Annotated in this window: 25 protein-coding genes; 21 read left to right on the top strand and 4 right to left on the bottom strand. The window is 44.3% G+C overall.

The genetic code is table 11. The features are described 5' to 3' along the window. The first annotated feature begins 296 nt into the window (after nt 1-296). From phhA to ompW, 6 genes are all read left to right on the top strand, one after another. Nucleotides 297-1,094: a phenylalanine 4-monooxygenase gene (gene phhA / locus AC19MV_RS18350; protein WP_498309351.1), complete on the top strand. Its 798-nt coding sequence runs from the start codon at nt 297-299 to the stop codon at nt 1,092-1,094. A gap of 74 nt (nt 1,095-1,168) precedes the next feature. After that, complete coding sequence (locus AC19MV_RS18345) at nt 1,169-1,507, top strand: 4a-hydroxytetrahydrobiopterin dehydratase (RefSeq protein ID WP_123776978.1); 339 nt, start codon at nt 1,169-1,171, stop codon at nt 1,505-1,507. Between the two features lie 161 nt (nt 1,508-1,668). Beyond that, nucleotides 1,669-3,207 carry a transcriptional regulator TyrR gene (gene tyrR / locus AC19MV_RS18340; protein WP_432401376.1) on the top strand — a complete coding sequence of 513 codons (1,539 nt, stop codon included), beginning with the start codon at nt 1,669-1,671 and terminating at the stop codon, nt 3,205-3,207. 236 nt (nt 3,208-3,443) lie between these two features. Continuing rightward, the gene (locus tag AC19MV_RS18335) at nt 3,444-4,430 is read left to right on the top strand and encodes a fumarylacetoacetate hydrolase family protein (RefSeq protein WP_498309349.1); all 987 of its coding nucleotides are present in this window, start codon (nt 3,444-3,446) and stop codon (nt 4,428-4,430) included. A 109-nt stretch (nt 4,431-4,539) separates the two neighbouring features. Then, the gene (maiA, locus tag AC19MV_RS18330) at nt 4,540-5,190 is read left to right on the top strand and encodes a maleylacetoacetate isomerase (RefSeq protein WP_498309347.1); all 651 of its coding nucleotides are present in this window, start codon (nt 4,540-4,542) and stop codon (nt 5,188-5,190) included. 387 nt (nt 5,191-5,577) lie between these two features. Next, entirely contained in the window at nt 5,578-6,225 is a 648-nt protein-coding gene (gene ompW / locus AC19MV_RS18325; protein ID WP_498309345.1) for an outer membrane protein OmpW, read from the top strand. Between the two features lie 82 nt (nt 6,226-6,307). Here ompW and AC19MV_RS18320 read toward each other — a convergent pair whose 3' ends face one another. Beyond that, complete coding sequence (locus AC19MV_RS18320; RefSeq protein WP_498309343.1) at nt 6,308-7,051, bottom strand: SDR family NAD(P)-dependent oxidoreductase; 744 nt, start codon at nt 7,049-7,051, stop codon at nt 6,308-6,310. A 336-nt stretch (nt 7,052-7,387) separates the two neighbouring features. Between AC19MV_RS18320 and metA the strand changes: the two genes are divergently transcribed. From metA to AC19MV_RS18245, 15 genes are all read left to right on the top strand, one after another. Next, complete coding sequence (metA, locus tag AC19MV_RS18315; RefSeq protein ID WP_498309341.1) at nt 7,388-8,335, top strand: homoserine O-succinyltransferase MetA; 948 nt, start codon at nt 7,388-7,390, stop codon at nt 8,333-8,335. Between the two features lie 339 nt (nt 8,336-8,674). Then, the gene (locus AC19MV_RS18310) at nt 8,675-9,865 is read left to right on the top strand and encodes a thiolase family protein (RefSeq protein ID WP_498309339.1); all 1,191 of its coding nucleotides are present in this window, start codon (nt 8,675-8,677) and stop codon (nt 9,863-9,865) included. 180 nt (nt 9,866-10,045) lie between these two features. After that, nucleotides 10,046-11,539, top strand: a complete 1,494-nt coding sequence (locus AC19MV_RS18305) for a CoA-acylating methylmalonate-semialdehyde dehydrogenase (RefSeq protein WP_498309337.1) — start codon at nt 10,046-10,048, stop codon at nt 11,537-11,539. 190 nt (nt 11,540-11,729) lie between these two features. Then, nucleotides 11,730-12,887, top strand: a complete 1,158-nt coding sequence (locus tag AC19MV_RS18300; RefSeq protein ID WP_498309335.1) for an acyl-CoA dehydrogenase family protein — start codon at nt 11,730-11,732, stop codon at nt 12,885-12,887. A 50-nt stretch (nt 12,888-12,937) separates the two neighbouring features. Further along, entirely contained in the window at nt 12,938-13,720 is a 783-nt protein-coding gene (locus AC19MV_RS18295; RefSeq protein WP_498309406.1) for an enoyl-CoA hydratase, read from the top strand. Further along, nucleotides 13,720-14,838: an enoyl-CoA hydratase/isomerase family protein gene (locus AC19MV_RS18290; protein ID WP_498309333.1), complete on the top strand. Its 1,119-nt coding sequence runs from the start codon at nt 13,720-13,722 to the stop codon at nt 14,836-14,838. Before AC19MV_RS18295 ends, AC19MV_RS18290 begins: the two co-directional genes overlap by 1 nt. A 14-nt stretch (nt 14,839-14,852) precedes the next feature. Next, on the top strand, nt 14,853-15,752 hold the full coding sequence (gene mmsB / locus AC19MV_RS18285) for a 3-hydroxyisobutyrate dehydrogenase (protein ID WP_498309331.1): 900 nt from the start codon (nt 14,853-14,855) through the stop codon (nt 15,750-15,752). Between the two features lie 12 nt (nt 15,753-15,764). Continuing rightward, nucleotides 15,765-16,523, top strand: coding sequence for an SDR family oxidoreductase (locus AC19MV_RS18280; RefSeq protein ID WP_432401354.1), 759 nt, complete (start codon nt 15,765-15,767; stop codon nt 16,521-16,523). A gap of 135 nt (nt 16,524-16,658) precedes the next feature. After that, the gene (locus tag AC19MV_RS18275) at nt 16,659-16,865 is read left to right on the top strand and encodes a hypothetical protein (RefSeq protein WP_432401544.1); all 207 of its coding nucleotides are present in this window, start codon (nt 16,659-16,661) and stop codon (nt 16,863-16,865) included. 23 nt (nt 16,866-16,888) lie between these two features. After that, nucleotides 16,889-17,932: a DMT family transporter gene (locus AC19MV_RS18270; RefSeq protein ID WP_498309329.1), complete on the top strand. Its 1,044-nt coding sequence runs from the start codon at nt 16,889-16,891 to the stop codon at nt 17,930-17,932. Between the two features lie 27 nt (nt 17,933-17,959). After that, nucleotides 17,960-18,880, top strand: a complete 921-nt coding sequence (locus AC19MV_RS18265) for a M14 family metallopeptidase (protein WP_498309328.1) — start codon at nt 17,960-17,962, stop codon at nt 18,878-18,880. Between the two features lie 278 nt (nt 18,881-19,158). Continuing rightward, nucleotides 19,159-20,751 carry an ABC-F family ATPase gene (locus AC19MV_RS18260; RefSeq protein ID WP_498309327.1) on the top strand — a complete coding sequence of 531 codons (1,593 nt, stop codon included), beginning with the start codon at nt 19,159-19,161 and terminating at the stop codon, nt 20,749-20,751. Between the two features lie 132 nt (nt 20,752-20,883). After that, nucleotides 20,884-21,249, top strand: coding sequence for a hypothetical protein (locus AC19MV_RS18255; protein ID WP_188956682.1), 366 nt, complete (start codon nt 20,884-20,886; stop codon nt 21,247-21,249). Nucleotides 21,250-21,267: 18 nt separating this feature from the next. Then, nucleotides 21,268-22,080 (top strand): alpha/beta fold hydrolase, encoded by an 813-nt coding sequence (locus AC19MV_RS18250; protein WP_498309325.1) that lies wholly within the window; start codon nt 21,268-21,270, stop codon nt 22,078-22,080. Nucleotides 22,081-22,275: 195 nt separating this feature from the next. Then, complete coding sequence (locus AC19MV_RS18245) at nt 22,276-24,276, top strand: methyl-accepting chemotaxis protein (RefSeq protein ID WP_498309323.1); 2,001 nt, start codon at nt 22,276-22,278, stop codon at nt 24,274-24,276. 178 nt (nt 24,277-24,454) lie between these two features. On the opposite strand, the gene AC19MV_RS18240 is transcribed toward AC19MV_RS18245, so the two are convergent. The 3 genes from AC19MV_RS18240 to AC19MV_RS18230 form a co-directional block, all read right to left on the bottom strand. Then, nucleotides 24,455-24,997, bottom strand: coding sequence for a DUF1415 domain-containing protein (locus tag AC19MV_RS18240; protein WP_498309322.1), 543 nt, complete (start codon nt 24,995-24,997; stop codon nt 24,455-24,457). A gap of 15 nt (nt 24,998-25,012) precedes the next feature. Beyond that, nucleotides 25,013-25,621 (bottom strand): LysE family translocator, encoded by a 609-nt coding sequence (locus AC19MV_RS18235; RefSeq protein WP_432401340.1) that lies wholly within the window; start codon nt 25,619-25,621, stop codon nt 25,013-25,015. A gap of 170 nt (nt 25,622-25,791) precedes the next feature. After that, nucleotides 25,792-26,610, bottom strand: a complete 819-nt coding sequence (locus AC19MV_RS18230; RefSeq protein WP_498309321.1) for a DUF2797 domain-containing protein — start codon at nt 26,608-26,610, stop codon at nt 25,792-25,794. Nucleotides 26,611-26,717: the final 107 nt, after the last annotated feature.

Raw genomic sequence — 26,717 nt, 5'->3', positions numbered from 1 at the left:
AGTTTAATCGTCCTGTGAATAAATGAGTCATTTTCTGTCTACATTGTAAATTATCACAGTTCAAGTACCAGCAAAATTATTGATATTATCCATAAAAAATCACGGGGCGGCTGTGCATTCATTGCATTCAATAAACATAAAATGATCAGCGAGAAATGATGACGATTATTGGTCTTTGTATGTATTTGTTTACAATTACCCCTGCATTATCACCAGACAATAAACTGTGAGGGAGTTAACAAAAGCACAACGTTAGCACACTATGTAGAGAGTGAAGTTTACGTAAAGTGGAACCTATGACGACAGCAACAAAGTATATTGCCCATCAACCCAATGCTCAGGGTTACATTGATTACTCAGAGCATGAGGATCTATTATGGCAGCAGCTATACCAGCGCCAAGTGACCAATATGCCTGGGCGTGCTTGTCCCGCATACCTTAATGGCTTAGATGCACTAGGGATGTCGATTGATCGTATCCCGCAATTACCCGACATCGACAAAGTCCTTTTAGCGGCCACCGGCTGGAAAACAGCCGCGGTGCCGGCATTAATTTCGTTTGGACGCTTTTTTGAATTGCTCGCCAATAAAGAGTTTCCAGTGGCGACATTTATTCGCAGTAAAGAAGAGTTCGATTACCTGCAAGAGCCTGATATTTTTCATGAAATATTTGGTCATTGTCCATTATTGACCAACCCCTCATTTGCCAATTTTTCGCATATGTATGGCCAGCTAGGCCTTGCCGCAACCAAAGAGCAGCGGGTGTTCCTGGCGCGTTTGTATTGGTTTACCATTGAGTTTGGTCTAGTGCAGGCTAAAGATGAGCCTTTACAAATTTATGGCGGTGGCATTTTAAGTTCTCCCGGTGAGACCATGTATGCATTAAGTGATAAACCTGAGCGTAAACCGTTCGATTTACTCGACGTGCTGCGTACACCTTATCGAATTGATATTATGCAGCCGATTTATTACGTGATTGAAAATATTGACTATTTAGATGAAATTGCTCGTATGGACATTATGAGTATGGTGACTCAAGCTCAGCAACTCGGTATGTTTGCACCGAAATTTGAGCCAAAAGCCAAAGCGGGTTAACGATTAAGAGCAGCAGAGCATTGGGCTCATTAAGCTGCAAGTAACACATAACTAAATTAAGCCAAGGAGTACGAATGAGCGCATTAACCGAGATGAAGTGTGAAGCATGCCAAGCAGATGCACCTAAAGTCACCGATGCAGAGCTAGCAGAGCTTATCGGGATGATCCCAGACTGGGGAGTAGAGGTGCGTGACGGCATTATGCAGCTAGAGCGGGTATATAAATTTAAGAATTTTAAATTGGCTATGGCCTTTACTAATAAACTGGCCGATTTAGCTGAAGCGGAATTTCATCACCCAGGTATATTGACCGAATGGGGCAAAGTCACCGTCACTTGGTGGTCGCATTCCATTAAAGGCTTACACAAAAACGATTTCATTATGGCTGCCAAGACAGACCAGTTGTTAGACTAGATATTATCATATCGATTTCAGCATGTTACGTTAACGTAACATGCTGAACAATCTGTCTGTTACAATTCTACTGTAAACTTCACTTGCCACCGAAGCAATATCCCTCTAACGTTGTCACAAATTTCCGTCACAAAACACTAATAAATAGGGAATCGTTACATATGCGTTTGGAAGTCAGCTGTATTGATCGCGTGGGTTTAGCGAAAGACATCCTCGTTGTGCTTGAAAAACATGGTATTAACTTAATTGCCATTGATGCCAGTAATAAAGGTTTCCTATTTTTGCAATTTGCAGAAATCAGTTTCGAAACCTTGCGTGAACTGATGCCACAAATCCGTAAAGTCGAAAGTGTACATGATGTACGTACCGTGTCTTTTATGCCATCAGAACAAGAGCACTACGCCTTAAAAACATTACTCAAAACCTTGCCAGATTCGGTTTTTTCAACTGATTCAAAAGGGCGTATTCGTATTGCTAATGAGTCAGCACTATTAACCCTCGGCATGGCAGAGCATGAAGTGGTCGACGAATCATTAAACCATTGGGTGCAAGGCTTTAACTTTGCCCGTTGGATGAGCGAAACCCCAGTGTTAGCCCAGGCCACTCGTGTGCAAATTAATTCTAATGAATACCTAGCTGAAATGTTGCCGATTTATTTACCAGACGATGACGACACCACTATTTTAGCCGGTGCGGTGATTTCACTTAAATCTCCAGCCCGAGTGGGTAAACAATTTAATGCACTGCAAAACCAAACCACGGGTTTTGACAATGTATTAGCCAATAGCGACAAAATGAAAGACGTATTAAAGCAAGCTAAGCGTATGGCCCAGCTTGATGCGCCGCTATTGATTACCGGTGAAACCGGAACCGGTAAAGAGTTAATGGCTCGCGCCAGTCACGACGCAAGTATGCGCCGTGAACATCCGTTTATTGCTATTAACTGTGCAGCATTGCCAGACAGTGTGGCAGAAGAAGAATTATTTGGTTTTGTCACTAACGGTACCGTAGTGAAACGCGGCTTATTTGAAGAAGCTAAAGGCGGCACAGTCTTTTTAGATGAAATAGCCGAAATGTCTAAAGCGGCCCAGGTTAAGTTGCTTCGTTTGCTGCAAGACGGCACGTTTAGACGTATCGGTGGCGACGTAGAAGTGCGCGCAGATGTGCGCATAATCTGCTCGACTCAGAAAAACCTCGCTGAACTATGCCAAACGGGTGAGTTTAGAGAAGATTTATATTACCGCATCCATGTGTTGAGTTATCACATGCCGTCTCTGCGTGAACGCAAAGTGGATGTGATACCACTGACCGAGATGTTTTTAGAGCATTACAGTCAACAATTATCGAGCCCGCTGCGTCGTATTTCAGCCAATTGCCGTGACTATTTATTTACTTATGCCTGGCCCGGTAACGTGCGTCAGCTTAAAAATGCCATTTTTAGAGCGGTATCGATGTGGGATGGCTCAACCGAACTGACAGTCGAGCAGCTTAAACTGCCGTCTTATGCCGAAGGTTTTGGCTATTTCGACGAAGAGTTTGAAGGCACACTCGACGAAGCCATGAAAGAGTATGAATCGGGTTTATTGCGCCGTTTGTATCCTGCATATCCAAGTACGCGACAGTTGGCGAAAAAGCTCGGTGTATCTCATACCGCCATTGCCAATAAACTGCGCGATTATAATATTAGTAAGAAAAAGTAATGTAACGATTTAATGCCAGCTAATTGCTTGCATTTTGCTCATTTTAATCCTGTAAACCAGTGTTAGAGTGGCTTTTTATCGCCTGTAAATAATAATGTACAAATTACGATTTATTTCAGTACCGCGTGATTTGGCGCACATGCTAGGATTTTTCGGCTTTTTATGATCAAAATGAATGCAAAATGCCATTCATTTTGATCTCAAGCGCGGATGCCACCCAGAATTTAGGAGCAATAATGAAACTTGCAAGTTATCACAACGGACGTCGCGACGGCCAATTGATGTTAGTCAGTAAAGATTTGACCAAAACGGTAGCCGTGCCTGCCATTGCTAAAACAATGCAGCAATTACTCGATGCATGGGATTTATTGTATCCACAGTTAAGCGAATTATATGAAGCATTAAATGACGGTCAAATGGATAACGCCATCGCTTTTGATGAAGCACGTTGTTTATCGCCATTACCGCGTGCCTATCAATGGGCAGACGGTAGCGCATACGTTAACCATGTAGAGCTAGTGCGTAAAGCGCGCGGCGCTGAAATGCCAGAATCATTTTGGACCGATCCATTAGTGTATCAGGGTGGTTCAGACAGCTTTATTGCACCTAAAGCCGACATTGAAATGGCCAGTGAAGAATACGGTATCGATTTTGAATCAGAAATTGCGATTGTCACCGATGATGTCGCCATGGGGGTCTCGGCTGACAATGCCGCTAAGCACATCAAACTATTAATGCTGGTTAACGACGTGTCATTACGTAACTTAATCCCAGGTGAGCTCGGTAAAGGGTTTGGTTTTTTCCAATCGAAACCATCAAGTGCGTTTTCACCGATTGCGATAACCCCAGATGAATTAGGCGACAAGTGGCAAGACAGCAAGGTGCATTTGCCACTGGTGACTCATTTAAACAGTGAGTTATTTGGCCGCCCAAATGCAGGCGTCGACATGACGTTTAACTTTAGTCAGTTAGTGTCGCATGTGGCTAAAACCCGTCCATTAGGTGCTGGTGCGATTATTGGCTCTGGCACAATTTCAAATTATGACCGCAGTGCGGGCTCAAGCTGTTTAGCTGAAAAACGCATGCTAGAAATCATTGCCGACGGCAAAGCAACAACTCCGTTCATGCAATTTGGGGACACCGTACGAATTGAAATGTTTGACGAAAATGGCGTGAGTATTTTTGGTTCTATCGACCAAAAAGTCGTTGAATATAAAGCGTAAAGGTTCTGTCGCGGTATTTATTAAGAGGCAATAACGTATTATCGTTATTGCCTTTTTTGTTATTAATGGCTAACTAAAACTAAAACTAAAACTAAAAAGAGGATAGAACATGAAGCTCTATGGTTATTGGCGCTCAAGCGCAGCGTATCGTGTGCGTATCGCGTTAAATATAAAGCAGTTAACGGCACAGCAGGTTTCAGTGCATTTGGTTAATAATGGCGGAGAGCAGCACTCACAGGCTTACCACCAACTTAACCCGCAACATCTTGTGCCCACTCTGGTTGATGATGGCATAGAAGGCGAGCTTAATTTATCGCAATCACTGGCCATTATTGAGTACCTCGAAGAAAAGTATCCAAAAGAAGCCTTATTGCCGAGCAATATTGAGCATCGCGCCATTGTGCGTAGTATGGCGCAAGCCATTGCGTGTGAAATCCACCCGTTAGACAATTTACGGGTATTACAATACTTAGTAAAAGACATGGGCGTGTCTGATGCCGATAAAATGCGTTGGTATCAACATTGGATAACAGTAGGTTTTACCGCGTTAGAAGCGCAATTAAGCCAGTATTCTGGCCGTTTTTGTTTCGGTGACACACCCAGTTTGGCAGACATTTGTTTGGTGCCACAGGTTTACAATGCAAAGCGCTTTAATGTCCCGCTTGATGACTTTCCTAATATTGTGCGCATTGACCTCGCCTGTAATCAGTTATCGGCGTTTGCCGATGCCGCGCCAGAGCAGCAACACGACGCCAGCTAGTTTTTTGCTATCAGTTTAAATCCCACTTTCAAACCATCGCTAACTCGCTAGTTAGCGATGGTTGCATGACCCAATCATGCCATATCACATTCACTCAATATGACGATTTGCTATGGCATCATGTGTTTTCAACATTTACATTCCATTCAGCCATAAGCCCATGATCTTCATCGCATAAGCTAACTTATAAATGCATCTTTAGTCTATTTTGCTAGTCGTTTTGTGATCTAAATCAAGCTCGAGACATGCAATATGCTACCTCAATAGGGGTAGTGCAATTTTATTGATCTAAATCAATATTGTTAATGAATAACTTAGGTAGGTTAGCGGCAATTGTTAAGGATGTTACAGGCTTACATCTATTTATTGCTGTCATGGAGTTTGAAAATGAATAAGAAAATTACCCTAGGTTTAGTTGCTGCATCATTACTATCTGCTGGCTTATCTTTTGGTGCTGCTGCGCATCAAGCGGGTGACATTATTGTTCGTGCGGGTAGTGCAACGGTGGCGCCTAACGAATCAAGTCCTGTTGTTGCTGGTGTCGCAGAGTTTACCGTTGATAACAACACGCAATTAGGCCTTAACTTTGGTTATATGCTGACCGACAACATTGCCGTTGAGTTATTAGCCGCTACGCCATTTAGCCATGATGTATCGCTAGGTGAATTAGGTGTTATTGCCAACACTAAACACTTACCACCTACATTAGTTGCTCAGTATTATTTTGGTGATGCACAGTCTGTACTGCGTCCATATGTTGGGGTAGGGGTTAACTTTACTAACTTTTTTGACAATGACTTTAATCAAGATGCCAAAGATTTAGGCCTAGATAATCTGTCGATGTCTAACTCTTGGGGTGTTGCGGCGCAGGTCGGGATTGATTACCAGATTGATAAAAAATGGCTCGTGAACGCCTCGGTATGGTATGCGCAAATTTCTACAGATGTGAGCTTTGATATGGGGGCAGATCATGTGGTGGTTGAAACCGATATCGACCCTTGGGTTTATATGATTAGCGTAGGTTATACTTTCTAAAGACTTATATCGTAGAGACAAAAACAGGAACCTTTTAGGTTCCTGTTTTGTTTTGTGCCATCAAGATTAACCAAGCGTAAAGTTAACCGCGTTTCTTTTTCGGTTTCCAATGGCGAGTATTATAAATATATTCGGGCAGTATACGGTTTATCCATGCCACAAGGCGCCAGCGTTTGGTGACATACACGCGGCGTTTTCCCTTTTTAAGTGCTGTTAGTATTTGCGTTGCCACTTTATCAATGGGCGACAGGAGTAATTGAGTATTTAAGTGCACCGCTTTATCAAATAAGCCTAATTGAATATCGCTAATCGTTACCGGCAACTTTAAGCGCTGTGCATGCATGCTCAACCCTTGCAGGTAATTTGCGGCAAAGGCTTTAGAGGCGTGGTAAGCCACGTTGGGGCCGCCGCGTTGCCCTGCAATGGAGTTAATTGCGGCTAATTGACCATAGCCTTGCTCACACATTAATTTAAAAACACATTGGCTGGCCGCTGCAAATCCCATTACATTAACGTTAATAGCCTGTTGGTCAATAGACCAGGGTAGCGAAGGGTCGTATTCGTTTACCCCAGTGTTCACTATCACTAAATGAGCGCCATTATGTTGCTTCCACGCTTGATTAAGCTGTTCGATTAACATTTGTGGCTGGTCAATGGCGAGCGGATAAACGCTGACCTCGCCAGGAAGGCTTTGAGCAAATTGTTCGAGTGATTCAGGGTCATGCACAAAAAGCATTAAAGACACCTGTTGAGCCGATAATTGCTTTGCAAGCGCCTGGCTGAGTTGAGAGCCTGCACCAATGATCATTGCTGTCGCGACAGACATAGTTAACCTCATGATTATCAATGACTCATAATAGGAATAACCTCGTTTGATAACAAGAGAGAAAAAAATTCAACTTAAGACGTGTAGACTTCTAGACATCCTTGTGTATGATTGATGACATCAATGAGTGCTTGTGTGACTATTGCTTATATCGCGTGTTATCAAGGTCTAGCGTTAATCTGTATCGCTAACGACATCAGCTTGGTGTGCTCAGTTAGCTTTTTTGCAGAATGTTGAAACTGTGATCGGTGAAACATATTGATTTACAGCACGTTGCCTATTTATTTATCACTACACACATGGTCTGTGTTTAATTAACCCAAAAAGGTGAGTCGTATGCCGGTTCGAATTCCAGATAATCTTCCCGCAGCAGGTATTTTAGAGTCAGAAAATATTTTCGTGATGTCTGAAACCCGCGCCGCCAATCAGGACATTCGTCCGATGCGGGTGCTGATCTTGAATTTAATGCCAAACAAAATTGAGACCGAAACTCAATTGCTGCGATTGTTGGGTAATACGCCGTTGCAGGTTGGAGTTGATTTGCTGCGTATTCACGACAAAGAATCAAAGCATACCTCAGTCGACCACATGAATACTTTTTACCGTGATTTTGAAGAGGTCCGCCATAACAATTATGACGGCTTAATCATTACCGGCGCACCGCTTGGACAAATCGATTTTAAAGATGTGGTGTACTGGGATCATATTCGCGAAATTATCGACTGGTCGCAAAATCATGTCACCTCGGTACTGTTTTTATGCTGGGCGGCTCATGCTGGCTTATATCATTTGTATGGTTTAAAGCGTCAGCTACTGCAAAATAAACGCTCTGGCGTATTTAATCACAGTCGCACCAGCGACCCACACCCGTTGTTGCGTGGTTTTGACGATGAATTTTATGCGCCGCACTCACGCTTTGCTGAGATGAATGTTGAAGAGTTACGTCAACACCCAGAGGTTGAAGTGTTGGCCGAGTCTGATGAGGCTGGTGCTTACATTGCGATCAGTCGCGACAATCGTAATTTATTTGTCATGGGTCATCCTGAATATCAAAAAGACACCCTTAACGATGAATACACTCGCGATTTAGGCCAGGGATTAAATCCAGACATTCCGCAAAACTACTATCGTAATGACGACCCCGCTCAAGACCCTATAGCGCGTTGGCATAGCCATGGCAGTTTGTTAGTCAGTAATTGGCTTAATTATTATGTGTATCAGTTAACGCCGTATGACTTAAACGACATGAGCGCAAAAACACCATGGGAAAACAAAAAACCATAATCAGCCACTCATAATCTAAAAGCCGTCATACCTTAAGGTATCGCGGCTTTTTTGTTTTTAACCACAATAACCTCTCATTATCAACCTCAGTAGACTAAAGTTTAACCTTGGCTATATTCACTAGTGCGACCAAGGTGACCAGTATTTTATGTCAATATAAACAGAAAGTTATCTAGAATCTCATCTCGTTTTCTATCAAGTGTAAATCTGCAATGACAACCCCATCTGATTAACATCACATTTTAGACCATTTTTTACTTGCTTTACGTTAGCGTCAACGTCAAAGTGGTGTGATATTGTTTTTGATATTTTTTTATGCGCATAAAAATTGGAGTGGTTATGAGTACAGAGCAAACAGGTCAAGATATCGTTATTGTTGCCGCGAAACGTACACCAATGGGTGGGTTTCAAGGTGCATTGTCTGAGGTCGCTTCTCCAGTATTAGCGGCTGCCGCGATTAAAGGCCTTTTGGCACAAACTGGCATAAGCGGCGACAGCGTAGATGAAGTGCTAATGGGCTGTGTGTTGCCAGCCGGCCTTGGTCAAGCACCCGCTCGACAGGCAACATTGGGTGCAGGCTTGCCATTAAGCGTTGGCGCAACAACAGTAAACAAAGTGTGTGGCTCAGGTATGAAAACCGTGATGTTAGCGCACGATTTAATTAAAGCTGGCAGCAGCCAAGTGGTTGTTGCGGGCGGCATGGAAAGCATGAGCCAGGCGCCATACTTACTCGACAAAGCCCGTGGTGGCATGCGTATGGGCCATGGCAAAGTCATGGACCATATGTTTTTAGATGGCCTTGAAGATGCTTATACCGGTGGTGCAATGGGCACTTTTGCCCAGAAAACTGCCGATGACTTTGGCCTAACGCGTGAGCAAATGGATGCCTTTGCACTAAGCTCACTCGAAAAAGCGAACGCCGCAATTAACTCCGGTGCTTTTAAAGATGAAGTGGTGCCTGTCACCATGAGTACCCGTCGTGGTGATGTCACCGTCGACACCGATGAGCAACCAGGTAATGCCCGCCCTGAAAAAATCCCCACATTACGCCCAGCATTTACCAAAGACGGCACCATTACCGCAGCTAACTCAAGTTCAATTTCAGATGGCGCCGCAGCATTAATGTTAATGACTCGCGCTAAAGCAAGCGAATTAGGTTTAACCGTCATGGCCACCATTAAAGGTCACACCACCCATTCACAAGAACCATCGTTGTTCACAACGGCGCCAGTAGGCGCAATGCAAAAACTGTTCGACAAAGTGCAGTGGAGCAAAGATGACGTCGACCTTTATGAAATTAACGAAGCATTTGCCATGGTGACCATGTTAGCAATATCTGAGTTAGGGCTAGACGCCAACAAAGTCAACATTAACGGCGGTGCATGTGCTTTAGGTCATCCAATTGGTTGTTCGGGCGCACGTTTGTTAGTGACATTGATTTATGCGTTAAAAGCTCAAGGGCTTAAGCGTGGTGTTGCCTCGCTTTGTATTGGCGGCGGCGAAGCCACAGCCATGGCGATTGAGGTTTAAGCAAGCTAGACAAGATTAAGTTAGACAAGACTAAGTTCGACAAGACCACTGTACAGGTAGAGGCAAATGCAGCCACATAACATGTGAGACTGACAAGCAAAATAATCGCATCACCTGTGCAGTCACTCAATAAGAGTGAGCCTAGCTCACTCAAGATATTCAAGGATCGAGGGAAGCAACATGATCACACAAGTTAAGCATTACATTGATGGCGAATTCACTTTTGGCAGCGGCGATCGCAATATCGATGTGACCAATCCAGCTAACAACAGCGTTATCGCAAAAATTAATTGCGCGACAACAGCAGAAGTCGAATTGGCTATTCACAGCGCCAAAGAAGCGTTTAAGACCTGGAAAGAAGTGCCTGTGTCTGAGCGTGCGCGCGTCATGTTGCGTTACCAACATTTGCTCAAAGAACATCACGACGAATTAGCGACCATTTTGGCGCAAGAAACCGGTAAAACATTTGAAGACGCTAAAGGCGATGTATGGCGCGGCATTGAAGTCGCTGAGCATGCCTGTAATGTTGCATCGTTAATGATGGGCGAAACCGTTGAAAACGTCGCGCGTAATATCGACACCTACAGTTATACGCAACCGCTTGGCGTGTGTGCGGGTATAACCCCGTTTAACTTCCCTGCCATGATCCCATTATGGATGTTCCCGTTATCGATTGCCTGCGGTAACACCTTTATTTTAAAACCGTCTGAACAAGATCCAATGACGCCACAGCGTTTAGTGGAATTGTTTGTTGAAGCGGGTGCGCCAAAAGGCGTGTTGCAGCTTATTCATGGCGACAAAACCGCAGTCGATATTTTGTTAAGAGACCCAGCCATTAAAGCGATCTCATTTGTCGGTTCAGTGGGCGTTGGTCAATACATTTATAAAACAGGTACTGATAATCTAAAACGTGTGCAAGCGTTTGCGGGTGCTAAAAACCACTGCGTGATCATGCCTGATGCAAACAAGCAGCAAGTGATTAATAACATGGTTGGTGCTTCGGTTGGCGCTGCGGGTCAACGCTGTATGGCCATTTCCGTGGCGGTGTTTGTCGGTAAAGCTAAAGAGTGGATCCCTGAGTTAAAAGAAGCCTTAGCCAAAGTGCGTCCAGGTTTATGGGATGACAAAGACGCCGCTTACGGCCCTGTCATCAGCCCTGCAGCCAAAGAGCGCGTGTTAAAACTGATTGCCCAGGGCAAAGCAGAAGGTGCCGATTGCGTACTAGACGGCAGTGATTTTACTCTTGAAGGTTATGAGTCTGGTAACTGGGTTGGCCCAACTATGTTCACCAATGTCACTACCGACATGAGCATTTACAAAGAAGAGATTTTTGGCCCTGTACTGTGTTGTATGGAAGCTGAAACATTAGACGATGCGATTGAGCTTGTGAACAACAGCCCATACGGCAACGGCACGTCAATCTTTACTGCATCAGGCGGCGCAGCGCGTAAGTACCAACATGAAATTGAAGTGGGTCAAGTGGGCATTAACGTTCCTATCCCTGTGCCATTACCGTTCTTCTCATTTACCGGTTGGAAAGGCAGTTTCTATGGTGACCAACACGCCTATGGTAAGCAAGCTGTGCGTTTTTGCACTGAAACTAAAACCATCACCACGCGTTGGTTTGACTCAGAAGCCGTTAGCGGCCCTAACATGAGCATTAACTTAAAATAAGTGTGCTGTGATGAGTCACCATTTGTCGCGATACATCATCGATATATCGCGACAATCTAATCGAAGTACAACAAGACTATCTTGATTCACACCATTGTTTTCCCTTACATAATGGCCAAGCAACTTAAGCTGCAGTGAGCAAGTGACTAAATGACCCAAGAGTCATCTAAGACAATATTAGGAGTCCAGCATGGATTTTAATTTAAACGAAGACCAACGCCAATTTGCTGATTTAGCTCGTCAATTCTCAGCCGAAGAACTTGCGCCATTTGCTGCAAAATGGGACGAAGAACATCATTTTCCTAAAGACGTGATTCAAAAAGCCGGTGAACTGGGTTTTTGTTCTTTGTATTCGCCAGAGTCAGAAGGCGGCATGGGCTTATCTCGTTTAGATGCGTCAATTATTTTTGAAGAATTAGCCCACGGTTGTACCGCTACAACAGCCATGTTAACCATTCATAATATGGCGACCTGGATGGTGACCACCTGGGGTACCGAAACCTTACGTAAACAATGGTCAGAAGGTTTAACCACAGGGCAATTATTAGCATCTTACTGTTTAACTGAGCCAGGTGCTGGCAGTGATGCAGCATCATTGCAAACCAAAGCCGTGCGTGATGGTGATGATTATCTCATTACCGGTTCTAAAATGTTTATCTCTGGTGCTGGTGAAACCGAATTATTAGTGGTGATGTGCCGTACCGGCGAAGCAGGCCCTAAAGGGATTTCTGCCATTGCGGTACCCGCAGATGCTGCAGGCGTTACTTATGGTAAAGCGGAAGATAAAATGGGTTGGAATGCTCAACCTACAAGACTTATCAGCTTTGAAAACGTGCGCGTGCCTGCCGCTAACTTACTCGGTGAAGAAGGCCAGGGTTTTACTTTTGCCATGAAAGGGCTCGATGGCGGACGCATCAATATTGCCACATGTTCAATTGGTACTGCGCAGGCCGCATTAACGCGCGCGACACAATACATGAACGAGCGTAAGCAATTTGGCAAACCGTTAGCGGCTTTCCAAGCACTGCAATTTAAATTAGCCGACATGGCAACAGAGTTAGTTGCTGCCCGCCAAATGGTGCGTTTAGCGGCATTTAAACTCGACACTCAAGACCCAGAAGCCAGCGCCTATTGCGCCATGGCCAAACGCTTTGCGACCGATGTAGGTTTTCAAGTGTGTGACAGCGCGCTGCAAATCCATGGTGGTTACGGTTATATCCGCGAGTATCCGCTTGAGCGTCACTTCCGCGATGTGCGCGTGCATCAGATTTTAGAAGGCACTAACGAAATTATGCGCCTGATTATTGCTCGTCGTTTACTTGCCAGTGATGCTCACCCAATTCTGTAATGCGTTGATACTCTCGCGACTCACTAGCCCTAATCTAAGGACAGTAAATGATGACAACCCACACCGCATTAATTGAGCATATTATTGGTCACACGGCCATTTTGACGATTAACAACCCGCCAGCCAATACCTGGACCGCAGACAGCTTACAGTTATTAAAGCAAACCATTATCAAGCTGAATCAAAACAACGATATTTATGCCTTAGTGATCACAGGTCAAGGTGAAAAGTTTTTTTCAGCAGGTGCCGATTTAAATTTATTTGCCGATGGCGATAAAGGCAATGCAGCGACCATGGCAAAACATTTTGGCGAAGCCTTTGAAACCTTAAGTTCGTTTCGTGGAGTGTCCATTGCCGCCATTAACGGTTACACCATGGGTGGCGGCCTAGAGGTCGCGTTAGCCTGCGATTTACGCATTGCCGAAGCCCAAGCGCAAATGGCACTGCCTGAAGCGACCGTAGGTTTACTGCCTTGTGCGGGTGGCACGCAAAACCTCACCGCATTAGTGGGTGAAGGATGGGCAAAACGCATGATTTTATGTGGCGAACGTATTGATGCTGCTAAAGCAGAAAAAATTGGCCTAGTTGAAGAAGTGGTCGAAAAAGGCCAGGCACTAGATGCTGCCGTTGCCTTAGCTGCCAAAGTCGCTAAACAGTCACCGAGTAGTGTGAGTGTGTGCAAAACCTTAATTCAAGCGGGGCGACACATGCCGCGCACTCAAGCCCTGCCGCTTGAGCGCGAATTGTTTGTCGGGCTATTTGATACTGAAGATCAAGCTGAAGGTGTGAACGCCTTTTTACAAAAACGCGCCGCAATCTGGAAGAACTGCTAATGACTCAAGATGTAATATTTCAAACACTCGGCACACTCTCTGGCCAATCGATTGGCATTGTGACCCTTAACATCGAAAAAGCGCTCAATGCGTTAACCCTCGATATGGTTGCCGCGATGCAAACTCAATTAACTCGCTGGCAAAACGACGACAGCATTGCGTGTGTGGTGCTACAAGGTGCGGGCGAAAAAGCATTTTGCGCCGGAGGTGATGTGCGTGCCATTTACCATGCATCTATTGCTAATCCCAACACCATTACCGATGAAGCGTGTGGTTTCTTTACCCAAGAATATCAGCTGGATTACTTACTCCATCAGTTTGGTAAACCCGTTTTAGTATGGGGCGACGGTATTGTCATGGGTGGCGGTTTAGGCTTAATGGCCGGCGGCAGTCATCGTATTGTCACTGAGCGCAGTCGAATCGCGATGCCAGAAGTGACGATTGGTTTATATCCTGATGTTGGTGGCAGTTACTTTTTAAATCGTATGCCAGGCAAGACCGGGCTATTTTTAGGCTTAACCGCCTACAACATGAACGCCGCCGATGCGTTGTATGTAGAGTTGGGAAATCATTATTTACCGAGCGATGAACAAGAGCTGTTATTTGATGCCATGGCCGAGCTTAATTGGAGCCAAGACAGTCAGCGTAATCATCAGTTGTTAAGTGATTTACTCACCACGATGACCCAGCCGCATTTAGCGACTCTACCAGACAGTCCTTTACAGCAATTTCAAACTCAAATCGATTTATTAATGGCGGGCGATATTTTAGATGTTCATCATCAATTATCGACCTTAAACACTGAGCTTGAATGGCTACAACGAGCCCAGAAAACCGCCTTGGCGGGCAGCCCACTCAGCTGGCATTTAATTTTTGCCCAAGCCCAATTAGGCACTGAACTCAGTTTAGCGCAATGTTTTCAATGGGAGCTTGGTGTCAGCGTTAATTGTTGCTCAATAGGGGATTTTTGCGAAGGGGTTCGGGCGTTACTGATCGATAAAGACCGCCAACCTAAATGGTTATTTAGCGATGTTGAAACCGTAGAACAAAGCCGAATTGACCAACTGACCACATCCCCGTGGAACGCCAACAACCACCCATTAGCTGACTTTACTTAATAAGGATTATTATCATGGCAACTGTAGCATTTATTGGTTTAGGTAACATGGGCGGCCCAATGGCGGTCAATTTAATTAAAGCCGGCATGACCGTGACAGTATTTGATTTAAATCCGCTGGCAGTCGAAGCGTTAACCTCACAAGGAGCGCTTAGCGCCAAAACCGCTTGCGGCGCAGCAGCATCAACAGACTTTGTGATTACCATGTTGCCTGCAGGCAAGCATGTACGGGGTTTATATATTGGTGATGACAATAATAAAGGCCTGCTTGATGTGGTCTCTAAACAGACATTATTAATTGATTGTTCGACCATCGATGCCGACAGTGCACGTTTAGTGGGCGCTAAAGCTGCCGAAAAAGGCCTTGAATTTATGGATGCGCCGGTATCTGGCGGTACCGCAGGCGCAGCAGCAGGCACCTTGACCTTTATATGTGGTGGTTCAGATGCCGCCTACACTCAAGCACAAACCGTATTAACGGTCATGGGCGGCAATATTTTCCATGCGGGTGCTGTGGGTGCAGGGCAAATTGCCAAGATTTGTAATAACATGTTGTTATCTGTGTTAATGGTCGGCACTAGCGAATCATTACAATTAGGTTTAGATAATGGCTTAGATCCTAAAGTGTTGTCTGATATCATGAAAGTCAGTAGCGGCGGTAACTGGACACTCGAAAAGTACAATCCATGTCCAGATGTGATGGAAAACGTGCCGTCGTCGAAAGGGTATCAAGGCGGCTTTATGGTCGACCTTATGGTAAAAGATTTAGGCTTGTCGCAAGAAGCGGCATTAGCCTCTAACTCGAGCACACCGATGGGCTCACTTGCACGCAGCTTGTATGTTAACCATGCGCGTCAAGGCAATGGCAGTCGTGATTTTTCGAGTATTTTTGAACAGTTTTCAAAGAAAAAATAAAGGATTCAGTTGATGGAATTAAAAGATAAGGTTGTCGTCATTACTGGCGGAGCAGGTGGTTTAGGTCTGGCGATGGCCCATGATTTAGCTGCCAAAGGGGCTAAATTGGCGCTTATCGATGTTGACCAAACTAAGCTCGAGCAAGCTTGTGCTGATTTAGGCACGACAACTGAAGTACAAGGTTATGCGTTAGACATTACAGACGAAGAAGATGTTGTGGCGGGCTTTAAGTATATCGTTGAAGACTTTGGCCAAGTGAATGTGCTTATCAATAACGCGGGCATTTTACGTGATGGCTTAATGGTTAAGGCTAAAGATGGCGTTGTTACCGACCGTATGTCGTATCAGCAGTTTCAATCGGTTATCAATGTTAACTTAACCGGCAGCTTTTTATGCGGCCGTGAAGCCGCGGCAGCCATGATTGAAACCAAGCAAGCAGGGGTCATCATTAACATCTCTAGCCTGGCTAAATCGGGCAACATGGGTCAATCAAATTATTCAGCGTCTAAAGCCGGTGTTGCCGCGATGTCTGTTGGCTGGGCTAAAGAGTTAGCGCGATATAATATTCGCAGCGCTGCTGTAGCGCCGGGTGTGATTGCCACTGAAATGACCGCGGCCATGAAGCCTGAAGCGCTAGAGCGTTTGGAGAAAATGGTGCCAGTAGGGCGCCTAGGTCAACCTGAAGAAATCGCATCAACGGTTCGCTTTATCATTGAAAATGATTATGTAAACGGCCGTGTATTTGAAATTGACGGCGGTATTCGCTTATAGAACAGTGGTATTGGGTTTACAGTTTGTTATGATGCTGTCACGCCGAGCTAATACAATGTGTATTCGCTCGGCGTGACTTTTTTACTTTTAGGGATTAATCACGTGGCAAAACTCGAACTCATACTCAAAAAAATCATGCTTATCGTGGGGATCCTAGGTGTGGTGATTATTTATGGCGGCTTTTTGTATCTGCTGTTTTCGGGGCGATCCACCGCTGCATTGCCGTGGTTCTTACTGATCTCTCCATGGATTTGTGTGTATTTTGGCTTGAGTCACGTACAACAGGTGGCGGTGATCAGCTGGTTTGCGAGTAAATTCAGCTTTAGAAAGTCATCTAAGTAACTCACTATCAGTAAGGTTAACTTATGGCTTCTGCCACGCCGCTATCTCGCACCGCACTGACATTTTATACTTTAATCGCATTAATCGCGTTTGCGGCTAACTCAGTATTTTGTCGGCTTGCATTGTCAAATGAACAGGCTGTGCCACTCATTGACCCAAGCAGTTTCACCGCCATCAGATTAGCATCTGGTGCGTTGATGTTGGCCTTATTGATGCTGCTGACTTCGGCAAAAGGGCGAACAACACAAAAACCAGCAAAAGAAAACCCAACAACAGAAAACCCAACAACAGAAAACCCAACAACAGAAGGCCTAGCAACAAAACATCAATTGCCAACACAAGCCCATGGCAGTTATTTAGCCGCAGGTCTGTTGTTTGTTTATGCCATTGGGTTTTCGTACGCGTATGTACTGCTAGACACTGCAACTGGGGCATTAGTCTTATTTGCCGCAGTACAAATTAGCATGATGTTTATCAGTTATTTGCAAGGTCATAGACTGAATTTTCTTGAGATTATTGGCGCGCTAGTGGCGTTTACAGGCTTTGGCTATTTAGTGTGGCCGAGCCTCAGCCTTGGCAGTGAGACATTATCAATCACCGGCTTATTGCTAATGGCGATAAGTGGCTGCGCCTGGGGCGGCTATACGTTGTTAGGTAAGGGCACTGTTAAGCCATTATTTGCCACAGGTTACAATTTTATTCGCACCTTACCCTTAGTATTGTTGATGCTTGCCAGCGTATGGTTATTATCGATGTTAATGCCCGTCGAACCAATGCAATCAGAATCGGCACCGCAAGCATTTCAATTAAGCACTCAAGGGATTGTGCTGGCGATACTTTCTGGTGCGTTGGCTTCGGGTGTGGGCTATGCGTTATGGTATCAAGCGCTTAGAGGACTCAGTGCCAATCATGCCGCAGTATTACAACTTTCTGTACCTGTGATTGCTGCCGTTGGCGGCGTCATCTTTGTCGGCGAGCAAATCAGTGTTCATCTTATTATTTGCACCAGTATTATTTTGTTTGGTATTGCCCTGGTGATTTTCGCCAAAACAAAATCTAACTCATAAACATTAATTAAAAATAAAAGAGGTTTCATGACAGATTCGACTGTATACCCAATAGGCACACCGGGACAAAAATGGACCGATGCTGAGAAAGCCCAATGGTTAGCACAAGTTACCATCAAACGTTCATACCAAGATGAAGTGGTCAGTAAATTAACGCCGCTGGCAAGCGAGTTTGAGCAAGTGCAATACGGCGCATTATCTTATGACGCTGACAAGTATCCGTTATTTGGCTTTAAGTCGCACAACTGGGACAGCAATAAAAAGACCATTTTAGTGACCGGTGGCGTGCACGGTTACGAAACCAGTGGCGTACATGGCGCCATTCAATTTTTAGCCACTAAAGCCAAGTATTACAGTCAATACTTTAATGTCGCTGTGGCGCCGTGTGTCAGCCCATGGGGTTATGAGACGATTAACCGTTGGAACCCACGAGCGATAGATCCTAATCGCTCTTTTTACGCTAACAGTCCAGCAGAAGAGTCAGCAGCATTAATGGCATTTGTCGCCACGTTAGGCGAAGTGTATGCCCACATTGATTTACATGAAACCACCGACACAGACGAGTTAGAGTTCAGGCCGTTATTGTCTGCCCGTGATGGTGTTGAGTACGATAAAGGCGTTATTCCTGACGGATTTTATTTGGTTGGTGACAGTGATAACCCAACCCCTGAGTTCCAAAAAGCTATTATCGATTCTGTGGCCAAAGTGACCCACATTGCCCCAGATGATAATGGCCAATTAATTGAAGTACCGATTGAACAGTTTGGGGTGATTAATTATCCGGTTAAAAAGCTGAGCTTATGTGCTGGTATCACGGTGAATCATTTCAATACCACCACCGAAGTGTACCCAGATAGCCCACATGTCACGACGCAACAATGTAACGATGCGCAAGTGGCTGCCATTACGGGTGGCTTAGATTACATTGTGAATTATTTGCAGGGTTAACAAAGTCGTTAAATTGTAAATGCTTTGCTGCTGCGTTTTTTTATTGCATCAACAGCAAAGCATTATGATTGGGTTTAGGTTGATAAATAGGCCAATAATCCTTACAATGTCGCGCTTTATATCTACCCCTTCGGCGATGCCGTATATCAGTTTAAATCTCACTATTATTTGCTTAGCATTTGGTTAAGAGCTGACTTGAGTAATACAGATGTCAACTCGAGCGATTAAGCTATAATGTGATATCGGTTTAAACACACAACACGATTTGGAATTTCATTTTGATTACAACAGCTAACATCACAATGCAGTTTGGCGCTAAGCCACTGTTTGAAAATCTCTCTGTCAAATTTGGTGGCGGTAATCGCTACGGTTTAATTGGCGCGAATGGTTGTGGTAAATCCACCTTTATGAAAATCCTTGCCGGTGATTTAGAGCCTTCAAGCGGTAACGTGTCGTTAGACGTTAACGAGCGCATGGGTAAACTAAACCAGGACCAGTTTGCATACGAAGCCTTTTCTGTCGTAGACACTGTGATCATGGGACACCGTGAATTATGGAAAGTGAAGCAAGAGCGTGACCGCATTTATTCACTGCCTGAAATGACCGAAGAAGACGGCATTAAAGTGGCTGATCTTGAAATGGAATTTGCTGAAATGGACGGTTATACCGCTGAATCTCGCGCGGGTGACTTACTATTAGGCGTCGGTATTGCTACCGAGCAACACTTTGGTTTAATGAGCGAAATCGCCCCAGGTTTTAAATTACGAGTCTTGCTAGCGCAAGCCCTGTTTTCTGACCCAGATTTATTGCTACTAGACGAACCAACCAACAACTTGGACATCGACACCATTCGTTGGTTACAAGATATGTTGAACCAACGTAATAGCACCATGATCATCATCTCGCATGACCGTTATTTCTTAAACTCAGTGTGTACCCACATGGCTGACTTAGATTACGGTGAACTGCGCGTATTCCCTGGTAACTACGACGAATACATGATGGCTGCACAACAGTCGCGTGAACGCTTAATGAGCGACAATGCGAAGAAGAAGGCACAAATTGCTGAGCTTCAAACCTTCGTTGCACGTTTCTCGGCTAACGCATCTAAAGCGAAACAAGCCACATCGCGTGCAAAACAGATTGATAAAATTAAGCTTGATGACATTAAAGCCTCTAGCCGTGTTAACCCGTTTATCCGTTTCGAACAAGAAAAGAAATTGTTCCGTAATGCATTGATTGTTGAAAACCTTGCCAAAGGATACGACACACCTTTGTTCAGCAAATTTGATCTTATGGTCGAAGTGGGTGAGCGCATTGCAATTCTAGGTCAAAACGGTGTGGGTAAAACCACCTTGTTACGTACCCTGGTGCATGACATTCCGCAGGATGAAGGCACCATTCATTGGTCTGAAAATAATAACATTGGTTATTACGCTCAGGATCATGAAGCCGATTTTGCTAACGACATGACCTTGTTCGAATGGATGAGCCAATGGCGTAAAGAAAACGATGATGATCAATCTGTACGTGGCATTTTAGGTCGCATGCTGTTTGGTGCAGACGACATTAAAAAGTCGGTTAAAGTGTTATCGGGTGGTGAAAAGGGCCGTATGTACTTCGGTAAACTTATCATGCAAAAGCCAAACATTTTATTACTCGACGAACCCACCAACCACATGGATATGGAATCGATTGAGTCATTGAACAACGCCTTAGAGAAATACGAAGGGACGTTAATGTTCGTATCGCATGACCGTGCATTTGTATCGTCACTGGCGACACGTATCCTTGAAGTCACGCCACAAGGCATTAATGACTTTAAAGGCACTTACGATGAGTTCCTCGTAAGCAAAGGTATTGAAGGTTAAGTTGATTCGCTTTCAACCAAGTAAATGATGAAAGCCCTGAACTTATGTTCGGGGCTTTTTTTTATATTATTGATTTAAGAGCATGAATATCAATATACTCAAGCCATTAAATGATTACAGGCAGATAAATACATGAGCATTACCCTCGAACAAGCATCTAGTACCTTGAATGAACTCAAATGTCGTACTAATTTTAATATTAAGAATGTCACCGAATACATGTTGCCAGAGCTCAAAGAACCGGTTTATGTGCATGTTGAAGGTAAAATTCCGTTGCTGATAATCCGTCCAGCATTTGAAGTCTTTTCAACTGAGCTTGCCACCATTGACGGTGTGCACGCTAAATACGATTATTATCACAATGCACAAATGACACGTTTTCCAACAAGGCAATACAAAGGCTTAAATGAAACCCACTACGGATTAGCATTTAGATTTGATAATGTTGAAGCCATCAAACTGTTTATTAATCGATTAATCGAAATAGTAAAAGGATAAGTAGGAGATTACCTCGCCATGACAGAACAATTTAATATCAATCAGTTTAATTGTTCCATTAGCGGTAAAGGCCAAAGCCTAGTGTGGGCCCACGGTTTATGTGGCTGTATGCAAAGCGAAGATGCTATTGGCGTGTACGCATGGCATCGATTTCCTAAAAAACTCCAACTTATTCGTTACGACGCCATTGGCCATGGTTTATCCACCCAAGGCCAGTCTGTTGATGACTATCTTTGGCCAAACCTAGCCACAGACATGCTCCGTGTCGCCGAGCATTACCGCGCGGCAACACCGCTTATTTTAGGCGGCCAATCTATGGGAAGTGCCACCAGTTTGTATGCGGCATTAGCCCATCCCGAAAAGGTTAAAGGCTTGATTTTAATGACGCCTCCCATAGGCAGGCAAGCCCGGGCTGCACAAGTCGATTATTACCATAAAATAGCCAAAGCTGCGCGGATATTAGGTGGTAAGGGCCTCGCAAAAATGAATGCTAAGCATATCGATAAAATGCTGCCTAGCTGGTTAATCGATGCTCACAAACACAGTGTGTTAGGCATGCTAGATGGCTTAAAGTCGATGAAACGCCAAACATTACATCAACTGTTTACCGCAGCCGCCCACAATGATTTACCCACCAAAGCGCAACTTGCCAGTATTGATGTTCCGACACTCATTTTGGCCTGGGAAGGCGATGAAGCCCATCCCATCGACAGTGCCATTACCTTAAAAAAGTGGCTGCCTAATGCCACATTACACATCGCTAACGCAATGGACGATGTTAATGAATGGCCGGCATTAATCAGCGAGTTTTGTCTCGCATTAGATCAATAGTGTGGCTGTGATAACTAATACCCAATAATGGGTAACTTACTCATTATTAATATGAGATTAGCTAATTTAGCTGTGAGCAATGTCTGAGTTTCATTTATTTGTAATACAAAAATAAATCATATCAGTTAACCTCAGTCGTACTACTATTATTGTATTCACATATATTGTACTCACATATAATTAAAAAGGATTTTTATGAATTGGCAATGGATAAGTAACCTTAAAACATCGCGTAAGCTTGCTTTGCTCGTATTGCCACCCTTACTCACCAGTATCTTATTTGGTGGCATGTATGTGAGTAATCATTACCGCACCCAGCAGCAACTTCAGTTAGTGATAGAACTATCAAATGTCGCCATTATTAATAGTGCGCTGGTGCACGAGCTGCAAAAAGAGCGCGGCATGAGCGCCGGTTTCATTGGGTCAAAAGGGCAATCATTTAAAGACGATTTGCCTGAGCAGCGTGGTCAAACCGATAGCCAAATCAACCGCTTTAAACAATTTGCTCAGCAAGATGACTTCCCTATTCAATTACAAGCGACTTACGATCAAGTTGCCTCATCATTAATTCAACTAAAAACGATGCGAGACAAGGTCAGCAGCCTCACGGTCACCGTACCTGAACAAGTCGGTTATTACACTCAAATGAACACGCTATTACTGTCGATGGTCGACGAAGCCGCGAGCCAAAGCCAAGACAGCGAACTGTCAATGCGCCTCAAAGCGTTTGCGGCTTATTTACAGTTAAAAGAGCGTGCAGGGATAGAGCGGGCCGTATTAAGTACCACTTTTGGTAACAGCGAGTTTGCCCCGGGTTTATTCCGTAAATTTGTTACTTTAGTGGCAGAGCAGCAAACCTATGCCGAGCGATTTATCGCAGCGGCTAATACCAGTAATATGAACGCCTTTAAACAAGCGCAGCAAAGCAGTGCCATGGCAGATGTACAAGCTTTACGAGAACTGGCTTTTACACAAGACGCCTCAGCAATATTGGCTCAAAGCCCAGAAGAGTGGTTTAAAATATCCACCGCTCGCATCTCGGTGCTGACTCAACTCGAAAAACAATTTGGTGATGATTTAACACAGCTTAGCCACGACAAACTGACTAATGCAACCCAGCAGATGTACTACACCGCGTTACTCTTGCTGCTCGCATTAGTGTTTGTCATTGTAATGAGCCTGAGTGTGTCGGGTTATTTACATCGCAGTTTAAGCGTATTGCACAAGCAAATGCTCCATGCCGGCACCCAATTTGATTTAACCACTCGTTTACCTCATCAATCGGAAGACGAATTTGGCCAAATTTCAATAGCGTTTAATCAAATGATGGCCGAGTTTGAAGACATCATTACCCAGGTGCGCGTCAATGCCGTTAATCTGGTTAATGCTGTTGAGCAAATGAACGGTTATACACGCTCATTGCAAACCGATGTGCTACAAGGTTCATCAGAAGCAGAGCAGGTCGCTTCTGCCATGACTCAGATGAGTGCAACAGTACATGAAATTGCTGCTAATGCTGTGCAGGCATCTGATGCGTCAGCCAAAGCCAATATCGAGGCCAAAAGCGGCGAAAATGATGTCAGTAAAACCGGTGATGCTATTCAACTATTAGCCAATGAAATAGCAGATGCTGCAGAAGCTATAGGCCGTTTAGATACAGATGTGCAAAGCATTGTGACCATACTTGATGTGATCAGCTCCATTGCAGAACAAACCAATTTATTGGCACTAAATGCTGCCATTGAAGCGGCAAGAGCCGGCGATCAAGGCCGAGGTTTTGCCGTTGTTGCTGATGAGGTTCGCACGCTCGCGCAGCGTTCACAAAGCTCAACCGAAGACATTAAAAACATGACCGAACGCTTAAAGTCCGGCGCAACAATAGCGGTTAGTGCCATGAAGCGTGGCCAGGCGCAGGCGCAGTTGAGCGTTGAAGAGTCTAAACACGCAGGTCGTGAGCTAAAACTCATTGCTGAGCACGTTGAGGTGATAGACAACATGAATGAACAAATTGCCGCCTCAACCCATGAGCAGTCAGCTGTGGCAGAAGAAGTGAATCGCAACGCGATGAAAATTACTGAAATCTACCATCATACTCAAGAAATATCACAACAACTCGCAGAACTGAACGACAACTTACTCAGTGATGCCAGCAATATGTCACGCCAAGTGAGCAAGTTTACGTTATCTACAAGCTGAGAAGACAAGCAAAAGAGCCTAGAACGCAGCGCTGCTAGAGGCTATAAAAGCTTGAGCAACTAACTCGACAGGTTTTACTAGGCTACGGATTAAATTACTATTCGCTGTTATAGCGGCGCAGCGTTCTAGCAGGACGAAGTCCGCTCTAGCTTCTAGGATTGTCATCGCCTTTCACAACTCACTTCGTGCAATGCTGCAATAGTTTAATAAAAAACTCACTGCCTTTGCGCTCAGCAAATGCAATATTACGTTCAGGAATTGATTCGGGGTCGGTGTAGTTTGCGAGTGCTATTTCCATACTGGCTTCGCGAATGATGTGTAAGGTTGGGTAGGGGGCTCGATTGGTAAAGTTAGCGGCGCTATCTTGAGGCTCGCCTTCAAAGCAGTAGTCTGGATGAAATGTCGCGAGTTGATAAACACCTTCATAACCGTGCTCAGCTAATATCTCTGTGGCATCGTCGACCAAATCTAAATAGGCATAAAACCCTTCAAAACCACGCGGCAAAATAAACAAGGTAGTTTCAGTTTGTGGATGCTCATCAAGGTATTGGCATTCGGCCATGAGCGCTTTTAATACTGCTTTTACTTTGGTTTGCTCAATAGCCACATAACGAATACTGGCACGTTCAACCTCTCTACGAGCAAACGGGCAAATATTGTATTTCATGATGACATCCACAACCCACTTTTCAGTGTGGGTGAGGCATTCATGTTGTTCCATTGATTAACCTTATCGCTATATCGGTGATGATGCAGGTAACACCATCGGAATAATTGATGCCACCAATAATAATGCCATCGAAATATTAAAAATGCGCTGCTGACGTTCATTCTTCAATAAACGTTTTAGTGCAACACCAAAACTTAACCACACAATAGCACAGGGAAATGCGACACATAAAAATACACTGGCGATGGTGATGACCTGGCTGTTGAGTTCGTGTTGTACCGAGGTGAAAGTGGCTATCGCACCCACGGCCATAATCCAACCTTTTGGGTTGACCCATTGAAAGGCCGCCGCTTGAATAAAGCTAAACGGTTTACTGACTTGTTTACCTTCCATTTTGCTGCTGCTATTAGCAATCAACCAAGACAAGTAGAGTAAGTAAGCAATGCCAACAACTTTAATGACAATGTGAATAATTGGATACGCCTGAAATATTGCGCTTAGGCCTAATCCCACAGCTAAAATCATGGTTGGAAAGCCTAAACTTATCCCAAGTAAATGTGGAATACTGCGCTTAATGCCAAAGTTAACCCCAGAGGTCATCAACATAATGTTGTTAGGCCCAGGTGTAATACCGGCAGAAAAGGCAAATAATGCAATGGCGAACACTAACTCCATGAATGGATCTCTTAAGCTAAGGTGCTGAGAAGCAGAATTTTAGGGGAATTTTTCTACCGAGCATAATGATATTTTTACAAATGAGTAAATTAATTAACTTATCAATCAGTGAGACTGCTGAACATAGAGAACAGCAGTCGCCACAATACTTAACCCAATGTGATGATTACTTAATAACTCACTTCAACTTCATAAGATGAAAACTTACGAATGTTAATCACCCCAGTATCAAAAATCAGGTATTGGCCTTTAATGCCTTGCAATGTCCCAGTGACCTCAGCAATTTTATCAAAGTTATGTGATTTCACTTTGGTTGGAAACGCGGTAATAGGGTAGCTTATGGCTTGAATATTGGCATCTAAACGCTCGATGACAATATCTTCATGCTCTATAGCAAGAGCTTGCAGTTTATCTTCAATTAACGGAATAAGTTGCGCAGCTTGCTCAACCAGGTCAATGTCATCATTGTGGCCTTTTAGCATGGCTTGCCAATGAGTTTTGTCGTTAATGAATTTGGCTAGTTCAATTTCGATTAAGCCCGACATTTTGCGCGTAGACACTTTAAAAATAGGTAAGCCCTGAGTGGCACCCTGGTCAATCCAGCGTGTAGGGATTTGCGTGTGACGCGTAATGCCGACTTTAATGCCAGAAGTATTAGACAAATAAACATAATGCGGCACAAAGCAATTTGACATGGCCCACTCTGGTTCACGGCAAGTACCTTGATCAAAGTGACAGGTTTCTGGTTTCATAATGCACATATCGCAACTGGCCAGCTTAGTCATACACACATAGCAGTGGCCTTGCGAGTAACTCTTTTTGGTTTTTTTTCCGCAGCTGCTGCAAAAAATATTACCCGTGTGAGTCATGGTAAGCGTTTTACCGATTAATGGGTTTAGCGCTAAGCGCGCCTCTCCGACAGGTAAATGATACTCCACCTCATGGTTGTCATTGAGGTGGGTTTTCAGTTTTGATAGCGTTCCAAACATGGTGAATCCATTTTATCGTCTTTATTTGCTGGCAGTTTAGCAGATGATGAAAATGGAATTTAGCCTTAATTTACCCAACATGGCTTATGTGCTGTTTGTCTGTTAAC

It is taken from the genome of Shewanella sp. MF05913 (genome assembly GCF_059758095.1).
Note: the sequence above shows the minus strand (reverse complement) of the source record. Positions and strands in the feature narration are given on the sequence as shown.

What these genes read in the sequence shown, in the direction of transcription:
- phhA (WP_498309351.1), top strand. Translation starts at nt 297, where the DNA reads ATGACGACAGCAACAAAGTATATTGCCCATCAACCCAATGCTCAGGGT.
- AC19MV_RS18345 (WP_123776978.1), top strand. Translation starts at nt 1,169, where the DNA reads ATGAGCGCATTAACCGAGATGAAGTGTGAAGCATGCCAAGCAGATGCA.
- tyrR (WP_432401376.1), top strand. Translation starts at nt 1,669, where the DNA reads ATGCGTTTGGAAGTCAGCTGTATTGATCGCGTGGGTTTAGCGAAAGAC.
- AC19MV_RS18335 (WP_498309349.1), top strand. Translation starts at nt 3,444, where the DNA reads ATGAAACTTGCAAGTTATCACAACGGACGTCGCGACGGCCAATTGATG.
- maiA (WP_498309347.1), top strand. Translation starts at nt 4,540, where the DNA reads ATGAAGCTCTATGGTTATTGGCGCTCAAGCGCAGCGTATCGTGTGCGT.
- ompW (WP_498309345.1), top strand. Translation starts at nt 5,578, where the DNA reads ATGAATAAGAAAATTACCCTAGGTTTAGTTGCTGCATCATTACTATCT.
- AC19MV_RS18320 (WP_498309343.1), bottom strand. Translation starts at nt 7,051, where the DNA reads ATGTCTGTCGCGACAGCAATGATCATTGGTGCAGGCTCTCAACTCAGC.
- metA (WP_498309341.1), top strand. Translation starts at nt 7,388, where the DNA reads ATGCCGGTTCGAATTCCAGATAATCTTCCCGCAGCAGGTATTTTAGAG.
- AC19MV_RS18310 (WP_498309339.1), top strand. Translation starts at nt 8,675, where the DNA reads ATGAGTACAGAGCAAACAGGTCAAGATATCGTTATTGTTGCCGCGAAA.
- AC19MV_RS18305 (WP_498309337.1), top strand. Translation starts at nt 10,046, where the DNA reads ATGATCACACAAGTTAAGCATTACATTGATGGCGAATTCACTTTTGGC.
- AC19MV_RS18300 (WP_498309335.1), top strand. Translation starts at nt 11,730, where the DNA reads ATGGATTTTAATTTAAACGAAGACCAACGCCAATTTGCTGATTTAGCT.
- AC19MV_RS18295 (WP_498309406.1), top strand. Translation starts at nt 12,938, where the DNA reads ATGACAACCCACACCGCATTAATTGAGCATATTATTGGTCACACGGCC.
- AC19MV_RS18290 (WP_498309333.1), top strand. Translation starts at nt 13,720, where the DNA reads ATGACTCAAGATGTAATATTTCAAACACTCGGCACACTCTCTGGCCAA.
- mmsB (WP_498309331.1), top strand. Translation starts at nt 14,853, where the DNA reads ATGGCAACTGTAGCATTTATTGGTTTAGGTAACATGGGCGGCCCAATG.
- AC19MV_RS18280 (WP_432401354.1), top strand. Translation starts at nt 15,765, where the DNA reads ATGGAATTAAAAGATAAGGTTGTCGTCATTACTGGCGGAGCAGGTGGT.
- AC19MV_RS18275 (WP_432401544.1), top strand. Translation starts at nt 16,659, where the DNA reads ATGCTTATCGTGGGGATCCTAGGTGTGGTGATTATTTATGGCGGCTTT.
- AC19MV_RS18270 (WP_498309329.1), top strand. Translation starts at nt 16,889, where the DNA reads ATGGCTTCTGCCACGCCGCTATCTCGCACCGCACTGACATTTTATACT.
- AC19MV_RS18265 (WP_498309328.1), top strand. Translation starts at nt 17,960, where the DNA reads ATGACAGATTCGACTGTATACCCAATAGGCACACCGGGACAAAAATGG.
- AC19MV_RS18255 (WP_188956682.1), top strand. Translation starts at nt 20,884, where the DNA reads ATGAGCATTACCCTCGAACAAGCATCTAGTACCTTGAATGAACTCAAA.
- AC19MV_RS18250 (WP_498309325.1), top strand. Translation starts at nt 21,268, where the DNA reads ATGACAGAACAATTTAATATCAATCAGTTTAATTGTTCCATTAGCGGT.
- AC19MV_RS18245 (WP_498309323.1), top strand. Translation starts at nt 22,276, where the DNA reads ATGAATTGGCAATGGATAAGTAACCTTAAAACATCGCGTAAGCTTGCT.
- AC19MV_RS18240 (WP_498309322.1), bottom strand. Translation starts at nt 24,997, where the DNA reads ATGGAACAACATGAATGCCTCACCCACACTGAAAAGTGGGTTGTGGAT.
- AC19MV_RS18235 (WP_432401340.1), bottom strand. Translation starts at nt 25,621, where the DNA reads ATGGAGTTAGTGTTCGCCATTGCATTATTTGCCTTTTCTGCCGGTATT.
- AC19MV_RS18230 (WP_498309321.1), bottom strand. Translation starts at nt 26,610, where the DNA reads ATGTTTGGAACGCTATCAAAACTGAAAACCCACCTCAATGACAACCAT.